This window comes from Streptomyces sp. NPDC004732, assembly GCF_040609235.1.
Classification (GTDB): Bacteria; Actinomycetota; Actinomycetes; order Streptomycetales; family Streptomycetaceae; genus Streptomyces.
The window spans coordinates 848,931-862,104 of sequence record NZ_JBEXJR010000002.1; the positions used below are offsets into that span (position 1 = coordinate 848,931).

At 68.5% G+C, this 13,174-nt stretch carries 16 protein-coding genes; 7 read left to right on the plus strand and 9 right to left on the minus strand.

Features of this window, described 5'->3' with window-relative positions; translation table 11 throughout:
• The first annotated feature begins 19 nt into the window (after positions 1-19).
• Genes ABZV77_RS08535 through ABZV77_RS08550 form a run of 4 tightly spaced genes read left to right on the plus strand, consistent with a single transcriptional unit; the run spans position 20 to position 3,147 of the window.
• Complete coding sequence (locus ABZV77_RS08535) at positions 20-1,384, plus strand: DUF308 domain-containing protein (protein ID WP_356251966.1); 1,365 nt, start codon at positions 20-22, stop codon at positions 1,382-1,384.
• Positions 1,378-1,809, plus strand: coding sequence for a hypothetical protein (locus ABZV77_RS08540; protein WP_356251969.1), 432 nt, complete (start codon positions 1,378-1,380; stop codon positions 1,807-1,809). The genes ABZV77_RS08535 and ABZV77_RS08540 overlap by 7 nt, the downstream gene beginning before the upstream one ends.
• Positions 1,799-2,533 (plus strand): hypothetical protein, encoded by a 735-nt coding sequence (locus ABZV77_RS08545; protein ID WP_356251972.1) that lies wholly within the window; start codon positions 1,799-1,801, stop codon positions 2,531-2,533. Before ABZV77_RS08540 ends, ABZV77_RS08545 begins: the two co-directional genes overlap by 11 nt.
• Positions 2,530-3,147, plus strand: a complete 618-nt coding sequence (locus ABZV77_RS08550) for a hypothetical protein (RefSeq protein ID WP_356251975.1) — start codon at positions 2,530-2,532, stop codon at positions 3,145-3,147. The genes ABZV77_RS08545 and ABZV77_RS08550 overlap by 4 nt, the downstream gene beginning before the upstream one ends.
• 25 nt (positions 3,148-3,172) lie before the next feature.
• Here the strand turns inward: ABZV77_RS08550 and ABZV77_RS08555 are convergent, their stop codons facing one another.
• Entirely contained in the window at positions 3,173-3,769 is a 597-nt protein-coding gene (locus ABZV77_RS08555) for a hypothetical protein (protein WP_356251978.1), read from the minus strand.
• Positions 3,770-4,072: 303 nt separating this feature from the next.
• Here ABZV77_RS08555 and ABZV77_RS08560 point away from each other — a divergent pair, with 303 nt between their 5' ends.
• Both ABZV77_RS08560 and ABZV77_RS08565 read left to right on the plus strand, forming a co-directional pair.
• Positions 4,073-4,747, plus strand: coding sequence for a hypothetical protein (locus tag ABZV77_RS08560; protein WP_356251981.1), 675 nt, complete (start codon positions 4,073-4,075; stop codon positions 4,745-4,747).
• Positions 4,738-5,832 (plus strand): hypothetical protein, encoded by a 1,095-nt coding sequence (locus tag ABZV77_RS08565; protein ID WP_356251984.1) that lies wholly within the window; start codon positions 4,738-4,740, stop codon positions 5,830-5,832. The genes ABZV77_RS08560 and ABZV77_RS08565 overlap by 10 nt, the downstream gene beginning before the upstream one ends.
• Before the next feature lie 3 nt (positions 5,833-5,835).
• On the opposite strand, the gene ABZV77_RS08570 is transcribed toward ABZV77_RS08565, so the two are convergent.
• The 4 genes from ABZV77_RS08570 to ABZV77_RS08585 are packed head-to-tail and all read right to left on the minus strand — an operon-like array spanning position 5,836 to position 9,044.
• Positions 5,836-6,699, minus strand: a complete 864-nt coding sequence (locus ABZV77_RS08570) for a hypothetical protein (protein ID WP_356251987.1) — start codon at positions 6,697-6,699, stop codon at positions 5,836-5,838.
• Positions 6,692-7,384, minus strand: a complete 693-nt coding sequence (locus tag ABZV77_RS08575) for a hypothetical protein (RefSeq protein WP_356251990.1) — start codon at positions 7,382-7,384, stop codon at positions 6,692-6,694. Before ABZV77_RS08575 ends, ABZV77_RS08570 begins: the two co-directional genes overlap by 8 nt.
• Positions 7,384-8,727, minus strand: coding sequence for a putative T7SS-secreted protein (locus ABZV77_RS08580; RefSeq protein ID WP_356251993.1), 1,344 nt, complete (start codon positions 8,725-8,727; stop codon positions 7,384-7,386). Before ABZV77_RS08580 ends, ABZV77_RS08575 begins: the two co-directional genes overlap by 1 nt.
• Before the next feature lie 2 nt (positions 8,728-8,729).
• The gene (locus ABZV77_RS08585) at positions 8,730-9,044 is read right to left on the minus strand and encodes a hypothetical protein (protein ID WP_356251996.1); all 315 of its coding nucleotides are present in this window, start codon (positions 9,042-9,044) and stop codon (positions 8,730-8,732) included.
• A 388-nt stretch (positions 9,045-9,432) separates the two neighbouring features.
• Between ABZV77_RS08585 and ABZV77_RS08590 the strand changes: the two genes are divergently transcribed.
• Positions 9,433-10,086, plus strand: coding sequence for a hypothetical protein (locus tag ABZV77_RS08590; RefSeq protein ID WP_356251998.1), 654 nt, complete (start codon positions 9,433-9,435; stop codon positions 10,084-10,086).
• Positions 10,087-10,109: 23 nt separating this feature from the next.
• Here the strand turns inward: ABZV77_RS08590 and ABZV77_RS08595 are convergent, their stop codons facing one another.
• From ABZV77_RS08595 to ABZV77_RS08610, 4 genes are read right to left on the minus strand one after another with little or no spacing between them, the layout of a single operon-like run.
• Positions 10,110-10,706 (minus strand): hypothetical protein, encoded by a 597-nt coding sequence (locus ABZV77_RS08595; RefSeq protein WP_356252001.1) that lies wholly within the window; start codon positions 10,704-10,706, stop codon positions 10,110-10,112.
• Positions 10,707-10,710: 4 nt separating this feature from the next.
• Positions 10,711-11,394, minus strand: a complete 684-nt coding sequence (locus tag ABZV77_RS08600) for a hypothetical protein (RefSeq protein WP_356252004.1) — start codon at positions 11,392-11,394, stop codon at positions 10,711-10,713.
• Positions 11,394-12,758 carry a hypothetical protein gene (locus ABZV77_RS08605; RefSeq protein ID WP_356252007.1) on the minus strand — a complete coding sequence of 455 codons (1,365 nt, stop codon included), beginning with the start codon at positions 12,756-12,758 and terminating at the stop codon, positions 11,394-11,396. Before ABZV77_RS08605 ends, ABZV77_RS08600 begins: the two co-directional genes overlap by 1 nt.
• Positions 12,758-13,066 (minus strand): hypothetical protein, encoded by a 309-nt coding sequence (locus ABZV77_RS08610; protein ID WP_356252010.1) that lies wholly within the window; start codon positions 13,064-13,066, stop codon positions 12,758-12,760. The genes ABZV77_RS08605 and ABZV77_RS08610 overlap by 1 nt, the downstream gene beginning before the upstream one ends.
• Between the last annotated feature and the right edge of the window lie 108 nt (positions 13,067-13,174).

The following is a 13,174-nucleotide window of genomic DNA, read 5'->3' on the forward strand; positions in this document are numbered from 1 at the left end:
TTATTCGGGGGATTAGGAAATGGCACGGCCCAAGGACTGGCAACCACTGCGCGAGAGCGACCCCGTACCGGGCGATCCGGTGACGGTGCGCGAGCAGGTCAAGCACATGAAGACGATCGCCGAATACCTGCGCACGCAGGCCGCGGCGCTCAATGCGATGGCCGACGCGGACAACCTCAAGGGGCAGTACGCGGAGAAGCTCGGCGAGGACTCCCGCGCCCTGGGCCGCAAGCTCGACGAGGCGGAGGACCGCTACCGCGAGGTGAAGGGCCACCTTTCCGGCTGGGCCGAGGATCTCGAAGGGTTCCAGAAGCGGGCCGACAAGGCGCTCGGCGACGCCAAGGACGCCCAGCGCATCATCGACGCCCACGAGAACAAGCCCGACTCCGACAAGAAGGCCAAGGACGGCGACGAGAAGGACAAGAAGGGCGACAAGGACGACAAGGATTCAGACTCCGAGGATCCCGCCCTGAAGAAGGCCAAGGAGGATCTGTCGAACGCCCGCGGGCGGCTGAACTCCGCGGCCGGGGACTACGACGAGCGCGCGAGCCATTACGCGGGCAAGATCCGCAAGTCCATCGACGACGACATGGAAGACAGTTGGTGGAACGACTTCAAGGCCTGGGTCGCCGACGCCGACTGGATCGGTGACTGGGCCGACATTCTGAGCTGGGCGGCCACGATCGTGGGCATCGCCGCCATGTTCTTCCCCGCGCTCGGCGTCATCGCGCTCGTCCTGACCGCCATCGTCGCGGTCGCCCACTTGGTACAAGCGGCGACAGGCAACGGATCCTGGTTCGACGTCGTCATGGACATCGGCGCGCTGAAAATGGCGCGCAACGGCGTGAAGGCCGCCAAGGCCATCAAGATGCTGCAGCAGAGCTCCCGCAAAGCGGCGTCGGGAGTGGCCAAGGAAGGCGCCGAGGCCGGCGCGGCGGCAACCCGCAAGAACGCCATCAAGAACGCCGCCAAGGGCGAGAAGAAGAAGGCCGGCCGGTCGGGCGGCGACCGCCAGCGCAACCGCGCGCGCCGCCTGAAGATGGAGCAGAAGAACCGCACGGCGGGCAAGAAGGCGGGCGAAGAGGTGCGCGATGCCGAGATGCCCCAGATCACCGCGCAGGAAAAGGCCGGTGCCCTCGGCGACGCCCAGCTCGGCAAGCAGGTGAAGGACATCAACAAGTGGCGTGACGCCTACCCGGACAACACCAAGCTGGCGGACAACGCCCGCGAGGCCGCGCGCCAGAAGGACGCCCTCCGCGGGTCCTGGGCGGTCGGCACCGGGCTCGACGCCGCCGACAAGAGCGGCGACTCGGTCTCGGGCGGCGAGTACAGCCGGATGAAGGACCGGATGACCACGCCGGTGCCGGGGACGTCGCGATGGTGACCCGGGAGACAGAGCGGGGCGAGGGCAGTCAGCAGGACCGGGACGAGCGGCGCGACCGGCGTCTGACCATCGGTGTCGCCGCCTTCCGGTGGATCTTCGTGCTGGCCCTGCTCCGCATGTTCGCCACCCCCGCGACCAAGGACTTCTTCGACGAGGAGCTGCTGCCGTCGCCGACCTGGGAGTGGGCGCTGTGCTCGCTCACCCCGGGCCTGCTGATCTGGCTGGCGCGCCGCCCGGCGGACTGGCGGAAGCTGGCGGACGAGCGCTCGTTCCTGAGGATCGCGCTCGCCTTCTACTTCTGCTACGCGCTGGCCTTCGCCATCGGCCAGGACGTCCGGGTGCTCTGGATCGCCGTCGCCGCGTCCCTCGCCGGTTTCGCCGGGATGTGGCACCTCAACCGCAAGGAACAACCAAGTGCCGTCTGACCAGCCCCTGTCGGCAGGCTCTCCCGAGCCCGACGGCTCCGTCGGCCCCGCCGACCCTGCCGACTCCGCCGCCCCCGCCGACTCCGCCGTGGAGCTGCCGCCCACCGGCTACCGCATGCTCCTGCCCGCCGAATGGGCCCAGGTCCCGCTGCGCCACGGCACGGAGGACGCCGTCCGGCGCATCCTGGACGAGGCCTACGCCCGCATCCCCGCCGACGCCCCGCGGGACCGGATCGGCCCGTACAAGCGCGAGCTGGAGCGCCGCTTCCGCGCGTCCGTCGCCGAGGCCCAGAAGGGCAAGGGCCTGGACCTCTACCTGCCGGTGAAACCCATGGGCGACTTCAACCTCGGGGCCTCGATCCTGGTCTCCGAATCGCTCCTTCCGCGACGCACCGGGGCGGATCAGCCCCCGGCCGAACCGAGCGAGGTGGCCGTGCAGTTGCTGGCGCGGGACGGTGTGGAGGACGCCGACCTGAGCTCGGGCGACATCGACGGAGCGCTGGCGGTGCGGCGCGAGCACGTCGCCGAGGCCGCCCCGGCCAAGGGCGCCGAGCTCGGCTCGCGGCGCGTCGAGTACATCCTGTCCGTGCCGGGCGACCCGAACCGCTGGTTCGTCGCCGCGTTCTCGACGGTCGGCGGCGGGGACCCGCGGGACGAGCTGGCCGAAGCGCTCGTCGAGTGGTTCGACGCGGTGATGGCGAACTTCCGCTGGAGTCGAGCATGAGTGAACTGTTCTGGCCGATCCTCGACATCGAGGACGTCGACGACGACGCGTGGGTCATGGTCCCGCCCCGTGCCGGACGCGCGGCGCCCTTCCCCGAGTGGGACGACATAGGAACCTGGGCCCGCGAGGTCGCCGAGGACCTCTGGACGGACAGCGATCTCGACCCCGGCCCCAACGGCGTCGACTTCGTCGCAGGCACCCTGTGGCGCACCGCCGAGGCCCTCGCCCCGCCCGGCTCCGACCACTGGCTCTTCCTCCACCTCGACCACCCGGCCGACGTCCCGCTCCCCGTCTGCGCGGCGATCGGCCCGGCCTCGGGTCCCCGTGAGAAGACCCTCCGCGCCCTCACCGAGGCGGACGACACGACCGCCGTCGAGCCGCCGGTCGTCAAGCCCTTCAAGTCCGACAGCCTCGGCAAGGGCATGACCACGTTCCGCTACGTCCCGCAGGAGGACTCCCCGCATTTGCTGGCCTGCGTGCGGTACGCGTGGCAGGTCGAGGAGCACGGCGCGGACGTGGTCATCTGGACGGCCTCCGAGGACATCGCGCACGTCATGCGGGCGGCGGAGGACCTGGAGAACCTGGCCCGTTCCCTGAGCGTCTGGACGCCCTGAGCGTCCGCGCTCCCTGGCGTCCGGCTCACGAAGGTCCCGGCATGCCGATCCGTCGTACGAAGTCGTCGAGGTCGTCCATGGCTCCCAGCACCCGTCGCGGGTCGGGGGCGGCCACGATGACCAGGACGTCGCATGCGGACGCCTCGTGGCGCCAGGCGTACCGCACGCCCGCGACGAGCGTGGCGCCGTCCGCCTCCGCCAGCTGCGTGTAGCGCAGGGAGCGCAGGCCCGTGCCGAGCGACTCGGTGGTGAAGTCCTCCACGATCGGCTTCTCCACGAGGCCCGGGTCGTCCGTGGTGACCAGCGCCCGCAGGCTCTCCTCGCGGTCGCCGTCCGCCTCGATCGAGGCGACGTACACCGGGAGCGGCATCAGGCGCGGGTCGGGCAGGTGGAGGTAGACGTCGAACTCGGGGTGGCTCAGCGGGAATCGCTCCGCGCAGGAGCGCAGCGTCGCGGCCAGCGCCTTGACGTCCTTGCGGGTCGGCTCCAGATCGCTGTCGTCCCACGCCGCCCCGGCCAGATCGCGGCCCCACTCCTTGGGGCCCTTCCACGGGGTGCCCGCCCAGGAGTTCGGGATCTGCATCCACAGATCGGTGTCGTAGTCCACATGCGGCCAGCTCACGGGTGACTCCATCGGAAGGTACTCATCTCGGCCTCCGCGGCTGTGCGCTCGCCGGGCTCGCGTGCACGCTCAACGCTTCCACTTCAGCTACTACATCGCTGTAGAGGAAACTATCATCGGGTGCCAGCGAGAAGATCGCTGCGCCACGGACGCCCCTCGTCCCCTTGTGGACCCCTCGTCACGACACGGTGACAGTCCGCTCAAATCAGGCGACTTGTCCCGCTTTCGACCCTGGCGGAACCCAGAACCCCGCGGTTAACTTCGGCACGCTGGAGACACCCCTCGCCCCACCGGGAGCCGACCGTGAACCGCCGCACCATGCCCGTCACCGCCGCGCTCGCCGCGACCGCTGCCCTGCTCCTGACGGCATGCGGCGGGAGCGACGGCGACGCCAAGGACAAGGACAAGATCGCCGGTGCCGACGGCGGCGACTCGGCGAAGCCGGAGAAGTCCGCGAACCCGTCGGGCGCTCCGGCGGAGGACGAGCCGGACGGCGTGGACGTATCGCTGCCGAAGAGCATGAACCTGGTCTTCGACTGGGACACGCCGAAGGACAAGAACGAGGCGGCGGCGATGAGTGACGCGGCGAACTATGTCCGCGCCATTTACCGGGGCGTCGACAAGCGCACGGCCAAGGAGGCGGCCGTGACCGCGTACTCCACCGGCGGAGGCCTGCACTACGCCAAGGTGCAGATCAACGGCAGGGTCGACGGCGGCTGGACGGCCACCGGCACCCGGCGCCACTACCAGGCCACCACGCGGTCCGCCCCGAACGGCAAGTCCGTGGAGGTCGCCTTCTGTGCGGACTCGAGCAAGTTCTTCGGCAAAGAGGTCAAGACCGGAAAGGTCCTGAAGAGCAAGCCCAGCCTCAAGGACTACGACTACTTCAAGATCGTGATGGTCAAGTTCCCCACGAGCAAGGGCCTGTGGCAGGCGTCCAAGGTGTTCGTCGAGACGGAGGCGAAGAAGTGCCAGTGAACAGATCACGGCTCGCGCCCCTCGGAGCCTGCGCGGCGGCCCTGACGCTCGCCGTCGGAGCCATCACTCTCACGGAACCGGCCTACGCCGCGGAGCCCACCAGCAATGGCAAGGGCCGGGAGACCGAACAGCAGGGCGGCAGCGACAAATCCGGCGACGGCATCTACGCCGCCGCGAAGGTCCAGTACACCGGAGCCGTCACCAAGAGCGGCAGCGGCAACGTCGCGTCCTCCGACGTCAACTGGACGCCCCCGCCCTGCTGGTACGCCCCGAAGTACGGCGCCAAGCAATTCAAGAAGAAGATGTCCAAGGAGCTCAAGGAGGCGGCGAGCGCACCCGGAATGGCCGGGCACGCGGGCGCGGCGATCAATGAGCTCCAACGGCATTACGAGGACGACTACGGCTGGACGGACACCCCCGGCTACAAGGACTACAACGTCGACAAGGACGGCGAGGGGATGTTCTGGGCCGCCTACGAGAACCCGGAAGAGCCGGACGATCTCAAGCGGAGCTCGTGCAGCGACATCCCCTTCTGGGTCAAGAACGGCGATGCCCCGCCGCCCCAGCACGAGGAAGCCATCGACCCGGAGATCCTCGCGGCGCTCGCCTACCAGCACATGGAGCTGCCGAAGACGAAGGTCACCCTCGCGCCCGACGGCAACACCAAGGTGAAGCTGCCGACGTGGGCCTGGCTCGACAAGGCGGCCTTCGACGAGGTCAAGGCGACGGCGGCCATCAACATCCCCGGCTTCAATCTCGAGGCGACGACGACCGCCAAGCCCAAGGCGCTCACGCTCGACCCCGGCACCGAGGACGCGACCACGCTCCCCGCGGACGGCCAGTGCCCCATCGTCGACGGCAGGATCGGCGAGCCCTACGCGCAGGGCAAGGCCAAGGAGACCCCGCCCTGCGGCATCGTCTACGGCCGCTCGTCCGCAGGCGCCACGTTCCCCCTCAAGGCCTCCCTCACCTGGGAGATCACCTGGACGGGCACGGGCCAGAACGCTCCCCTCGGCATGCCCGACGGCAAGATCGAGGCGGTGCAGGACGTCACGGTCGAGGAGATCCAGTCGATCAACCGCTGAGGCTCAGTCGAGCGGAACCTCCACCACCACGCTCTCCCCGAACCGCCACGACCCCCGGTTCCCCGTCGCCTCCGCGCGCAGGCCCATTTCCCAGGCGATGCGGGCGGCGCGCCGGTGGGAGACGGCGGGGTAGTCCTCCGGGGGGACCTTGATGTAGCCGCGGCGGTCGGTGGGGGACGTGCGCAGGGCCTCGCGGAGCTTCTGTTCCTGCTCGTCCTGCTCGTCCTGCGTGGGGGAGGTCCCGGCGTCCTCCTCGCGGCGCGCCGCGACCGAGCCCCGCCAGGTCATCCAGGCGACACAGCCGAGGGCGGCGAGGAGGGCCCCTCCCGAGCTGAGCAGCTCGCCCGTGGCATCCGCTTCGCCCGGCGTACGGGGCTCAAGCTCGCCCTCCGGGTCCACGAGGACCGTGAGGGCCTGGCCGACCTCGTACGCCTCGAAGCCCGTCGCCATCTCGGGGCCCGGGACGCGTGTGCCGTCCCGCCTCTCCAGGACGTAGAAGGAACGGCGGCTCTTGCCGACGCCCTCCTGCCGCTCTTTCGCGACCGTGGCCGCGACCTTCTCGCCTCGTACCTGAAGGGTCACGTCGTCACGGGCGAGATCGGCGCCGTACCCGGCGAACAGTGCGGCGACGACGATGAACAGCGCCGCACCCACGCTGGATTCCCTGGCCCCCAGCTTCCGCAGCGGGACGATCAGCATCGCTCCGAACGCGATCCACACGGGCACCATGAGGCGTGAGTCGAAGGTGCCCAGAAGGTAGGTCCCCACGACCACGGCGAGCACGCAGCAGCCGATGCCGATCGCCAGCGCGACGGGGTGCCGCGTACGCCGGGACCGGTTCTCGCCCGCCGGCCGGGCGCTATCCATGCCTGCCGCTCCGTTCCGCCGAGACCGATTTCAGGATGTCACCGAGGATCTTCAGGTACTCGTCCCAGTAGCCGAGCTGCTCGGTCATGAACACGAAGAGCACGGCCCCCGGGCCACTTTTCAGCGGCACGCAGACCTGTACCTGCCGGAGTGTCGTGGGAATGGGATCGTCGAGGCCGAAGAGCACGCCGGGCAGCTGCAGGTCCTGATCGCGTATGCAGAGGGCGGAGGGGCCGTACGGCAGCATGATCAGGGCGACTTCGGCATCCGGGTGCTGCTCGTGCCACTGCACGGCAGTGCGCCTGGCCGACCCTTGCCTGTCCTGGTTCTCCGGGCCGGTCTCCGGCCGCTCGACGAGCACGCTCAACGTGCCCTGGGACAGCCCGCCGTCAGGCATCCGCAGCAGACAGGCCGACACGTGCTCGGCACCTGCCGCGATCATGGTCTGGAGCGCGTACTCACCGGACAGGACCATGCTGAACTTCTGCAGCGGCGTGGCGGCGGCGAAGAGCGGGTCGACCGCCTCGGCCATGCGGAGCATGCGCGCCTCGGGGTCCTCCGTCAGGTCGAACTCCGTGAAACCCGGGGGAAGTTCGAACCAGAAGTCGGGGAGGTCCGGGACGTCGGGGAGGGCGGCGGGACCGGCCTCGGCGCCGACGGTCCCGTCGACTTCGGCAGTAGCCATCAGCCCGTCAACTCCCATGCTCCGAGGCCGATCGCGCTGCCGATGGCCACGGCGCCGCCGAACTTGCCGCCGCCGGTGCCCGTGGCGATGTTGGCCACTCCGGTGCCCCAGGTCGCGGCGTCGTACCGGCCCTTGCTCGTCTCGTACGCATTGATCGCGGTCGGTGCCGTCCAGGCGAGCTGGGTCGCGGCCTGGACGCCTTCCGTGGCGGTCAGGGCGACACCCCGGGAGACGCCGAGCTTGCCGGCCGCCGCCATGATGGGCTTGTCGATGACCTTGGCGACCGGGTCCGCGCCCTTCATCACGTTCTTCGCGGTCGTACCCGCCGTCTTGATGCCGACCTTGGCGCCCGCGACGGCGCCCCCGGCACCCCGCCCCGCCTTGACCCCGGCCATGACGCCCGCCTTCGCCGCGCCGACGCCGGGCAGCATGCCCAGCGCGTCGCCGCCGAGCGTGAGCCAGTTGCCCAGGTTCTGGCCGTTGTTTCCCGTGGGCGGGAAAAGGCCGCTCAGCCCATAGGCCGAGGCGTGCGAGAGCAGCGCCACCGCGCTCAGCCCGATGGCCAACGGCGCGAGCACCGGGCAGAAGATCGCGATGACACCGATGACGGAGGCCGCGACGGTGATCCAGTCCGCGTGGTTCTGGATCCACTCGCCGATGTCGGCGAGGACGTCCTTCAGCTGTTCCGGCAGGTCGGCCAGCGCCTTGCCGAGGCTTTCCAGGGCGTCGCCGAGCTTCTCCCACATGCCGGGCTCGTTCGGCGCGATGTCCATCGCGGACTTCAGGCGGTCGGCGATCTCCTTGCCGTACTCCTGGTAGTTGTTCTTGAGCCTGCGGCCCTTGCGGCGGAGGTCCTCCAGTTCGATGTCCTGGGTGTTCACCGCCCGGTTGGCCTCCTTGACCTTGTCCTCATGGTCCTTGGAGCCCTTGGAGCCCTTCTCCTTCTTGTCGGCCTTGTCGGCGTCCTTGAGCTCGTCCGCCTTGTCGTACGCGTCCTTCAGCGCCTTGCTGACCACGGCCGCCTCGGCCTCCAGCTTCACGGCGGCCTTCTGCTGGCGCTCCATGTACTCGGCCCAGTCGGTCAGGGCGGAGGCGGCGTCGCGAAAGGAGTCGCGGGCCTCGTCCATCTTGGGGCGGAACTCGTCGTCGAACTTCTCCCGGAAGCCCTCCGCCGCCTTGCCCTTCCAGTCGCCGACGCCCGTGCCGTGCAGCACATGGCAGATCTCGACGAGCGCCTTCGCCGTCTTGCCGACCTTCTTCGCCACGTCGTCGGCGACCGCATGGTCGCCGGGGCAGGGCACGAACCCCAGGGCCGGGAAGTCCTCCAGTCGAGCCTCAGCCATGGTCACTCACCGCTCCCCTTGCCCTTGCTCTTGCCCTTCTCCCCGACCTTGGCGAGCTCGTCGTCCAGCTTCTCGAAGGACTCCTTGATCTTGAGCAGCGCCTCCGACGCCTTCCCGGAGAACTTCGTCAGCCGCTTGATCCCGTACGACCACTCGTCCCCGAAGTCGTCCATGCGCCGGGCGAGTTCGGGCACGCCCATCGCGTCGCCGGTGACCTTCTCCATGTCCCGGCCCGGCTGCTTCATCAGATCCGCGATGTGGTCGAGGTTGTGCCGTACGCGGTTCAACACCGCGTAGTCGACCGCCAGATCACTCATCCCGCTCCCCCGTTCCCCCGGTGCCGCGCGCCGGGGATCCTGACTACTACACCCCTGTAGAGGAAGCTACCACTCCAGCCCCGTGCGCCCCTGGCGGACCCTCGACGGAGGTTCGCACCACGCGAATCCTCATGCGCGCCCCGACGCGAATGACCATGGGCGCCCCGATGCGAATCACCATGCAATTCTCACGACCCGTCCAATTTCCCGGAAAGCCAGGGAAATTGACGCGCCACATACGAATCCCATACGGCCGATTCGAGTCACGACCCGGTGACAGCCTGCTGGATTCGCCCGCCTTGTCCCGCTATCACCCCTGGCGGGATCAACAACCCCACAGATAACGTCGGTCTGTTGTAGCCACCCCTCGCCCCACCGGGAGCCGACCGTGAAACGCCGCACCATGCCCATCGTTGCCGCGCTCGCCGCGACCACGGCCCTGCTCCTGACGGCATGCAGCGGCAGTTCCGACTCGAGCGACAAGGCCGAGGGAGCGGATCAGAACACGAACTCGATCTCGAAGAGCCCCAAGGCCTCGCCCACCTCGCCCACCTCATCCGCCAAGGTCCCGGACTTCGGTCTGCCGGCCGACGTGAAGGTCGAAATCGAGTCGGTCACAACAGGCGACAAGACGAAGGACCAGGTCCTCAAGGAACAGGCCGAAGCGCTGATGGCACGGCAACGGATCTATGTGGACCTGGACCCCAATTCGCGCTATCTGACGCGTTATTACGACGGTGAGGCCCGCGCCTTCTACGCCTCGGAAATCAAGAAGGCGAAGACCGAAGGGCGCACCATCACCGGGCTCTACCGGTATTACGACCGGAAGGTGCAGGAGAACGACGACGACCGCGCGGTCGTCACCTATTGCGAGGACCGCTCCAAGGCATTCGCCAAGGACATCGAGACGGGCAAGGCACGCAAGACGAAGCCGAGCCCCAAGGACTTCATCAAGAACACCGCCACGCTCAGGAAGACCGAGCACGGCACCTGGCTTGTGCAGTCCTTCCGCGGTGAATCCTCGGCACGGGAGTGCCAGTAGGGAACCTGACGCGCAGCCGTCGGCTACTCCCAGTGCAAGGTCCCGGCCACCGTGTCGAAGAGTTCCACCATCTGTGCCGCCAGGCCCTCCATGGGAGTGGAGAAGGTGAGGGTCAGCCACTGGCGGCTCACGGGGACGGGGACGTGGTACGTCACGGTCGTCGTCGCCAGCGTGTTGCCCATCTGGCGCTCGGGGTCGGCGGCCTCGGTCTTCTCGGTGCGTACGGCGTCACCCGCGGCGTCGAGCTTGCGCACCTCGGCGGGGCGGCCCGTCTCCGTGAGCCGGTGGGCCAAGTCGTGCGCGGTGGCGCAGCCGGGCCAGCCGTCCGGGAGCAGGCTCACGAGGAGTGAGGAGGCCAGCGGGAGGCCCTCGACGGTCAGCAGCGAGATGTAGAGCTCGACGCCGCCCTCGCGGTGGGCCGCCTTCGCCTGCTTCTGCAGGTCCCGCATCAGGCGTTCCTTGAGCACGGGCGCGTTGTCGATGCCCTCGAACTGGCGGTCGGCCAGCGCGGCGATGCCGCGGTCGCGCTCGTCGGGGTCGAGGTGCAGCTGGAACCAGCCCGCGGGCACGAAGATCGTGTAGTCGCTGGGCGGGGTGTCCCATTCGGTACGGAGTGGCATGTGTTCAGAGCTCGCTGGGGGGTTCGGGGGCGGTGTCCTGGCCGGGCTCCTCGGGGACGGGTACGAGGCGCAGGGAGGGCATGACGCGGTCCACGAGGTCCGTCAGCTCGTCGGTGCGTTCGAAGTTGAGCCATCTGGCCTCGACCAGCAGGATCGCCTCGTTGCCGGTCGGCCAGACCCAGTACCGAACGGACTCACTGAGCTTCTTGCCCCAGCCGAAGCGCCGCTTCTCGGCCAGTACCGCCTGCACCCGGACCGCAGGGCCGATCGGCAGCTCGACCTCGGTGATCTGGGCGTCACCCTTCACCTCGGCGTAGGACCACTTCAGCAGCATGTGCTGGTACTCCTCCGGGGAGGGCCTGGTGACCCCGTCCTCTCCGTAGGCGAGGACCGCCATGTCCGCCAGGAACACGCCGCTGTCCGTGTAGGCGACGGCGGCCAGGATCGGATTGGACTCGAAGACCGACAGGGCGTGCTCCTCCAGCTCCTGCTGGAGCGCCGCCTTGCCGACACTCAGGCGCAGCGGGTCGAACTGCTCCACCACACCCGCGGCCACCTGTCGGGCTTCCGCCCGGGTGCCCTCGTCGAGCGTGAGCCCGAGCCAGCCGCCGGCGAAGTCGAATTCGACGACGAAATCGTCATCAGGGCCGGGGGAACTTCCGCCTGAATTCTGTTGCTCCTGCTCCATCACGACACCTCGTCGAAGAATAGGCCGCCGGCGGTGACTCCACTGCCGGCCAGGCTCAGTTGCGTCGCCTTGCGCGACATCTTGTTGACATCGAACCCGACATCTCCAAGGTCCTTGCCCAACCGCTTGGCCTCGTTGAGGGATGACGCCGCGGACGAATCCGCCAGGGTGAACGACTTTCCGATGCCCTTCATGTAGCTGCCGTTGCCGCTGTCCTTCAGCGCCCGGCCCATGTCACGGTAGCCGCCCTTGAAGGCATCCTTCCAAGTGGATCCCTTGAAGAGTTCGGTGACAGGCTCCCGGATCGACTTTCCGATGTCACCCTTCTCCATCCCCTTGACGAAACCTGCGTCACGGTTGAACTTCTGACGGGTACGCTTGAACTGTCGTCCGGTCAGCTTGCCGCTCTTGGCCGCCCGCATACGGCTCAGCACGCCCTTGGCATACCGCCCACTGACCTTGGACATCGCCTTGCCCGCGCCCATCATCAGCAGCCCGACCGCTGCCGTGGCGAGATCGGTCCATGCCGCGTCACCCATTCCGACCTGGATCGCCGTACAGGCAATGTTGACGATGGTGGCCACCATGGAGACGGCGCCCAGAAATCCCGCAAGTCCCTGGCCGATGACGGGAATCCAGCCGACCGCCAGAGCGGCGATACCGGCCCACTTGGAGATGTTCTCCGTCCAGTTCGCCACGACGTCCACGACATCGGCGAAGTCGTCCCAGAAACCATCCTTGAGCGCATCGTCGGAGATGGCGTCGTCGATGGCGTTCCGCGCCTTGCGCGCCGCCTCGTCCCGGATGCTCTGGGCCTTCTGGAGTTTGTTCCGGGCCGCCTCAAGGGACTTCCCCGCGGCCTCTTCCCGGTCCTCGAGCTTCTCCTTGGGGCTCTTGCCGCCGTCGTCGTCCTTGCCGGATTTTTTGGAGAGGCCGTCCAGGCCCTTCTTCGCGGCGCTCTTCTCGGTCTCCGCGTCCTTGGCCTCCTGCCGGGCCACCTCGGCGATGCGCTGGGCGCGCTGGAGTTCCGTGGCGTAATTGCCGGGCTGTGCCGAGGCGTTCGACTCGTAGTCGGATCCGTGGTCCACGACCCGGTCGCCGACCGCGTCGGCCACCGTCTTGTAGCGCTTGTGCGCGGCTTCCAGACGGCCGCGGCACTTCTTCGCCTTTTCGCGGAACTCTTTGCCCGCGTCGCTGTCCCAGGAGTCCACCTCGGACGCCGCCTTGAGGTGGCGTACCTGGCGTTCGAGCTCGTTCGCCGTCCTGCGGAGCTTGCGGCCCAACTGTTCAAGGCGGTCCGGGTCGCCGGGGACGGGGTCCTGGTCGGCCAGCGGCTGCCAGTCCGTGGTGCGTCCGCCCGCCATCAGGACTTCTTCTTCTTGTCGGAGTCGCGCAGGACCTTCGCGAGCTCACTGTCGATCTTTTCGTACGTCTTGGCGGCGCCCTTCGCGAGATCGGCGAGGCCCTTGATCTCGTCCCCGAGTTCCTCGCGGTGGCTGTCCCAGTTGTCGACGAAGTCCCCGAACTGCCAGGAGAGGTCGTGCTCGCCGAAATCGTCCTCGTACTGGCCCTTCAGCTTTCCGAGACCGTCGAATGCTTCCTTGATCTTCCCGAGGCCGACACCCATCTCCCGGATGACGTTCAGGTCGTCGATCCTCGTGTACTCCCCCACGAGCCTTCCTCTCTGTCACGCCCTCTGTCACGCCGCCGTTCCCGCGGCCCCTCGGCTTCTCGGCTTCCCGCCTGCGAAACGCCGAGGGCGGGGGCGGCGGAGACCTCC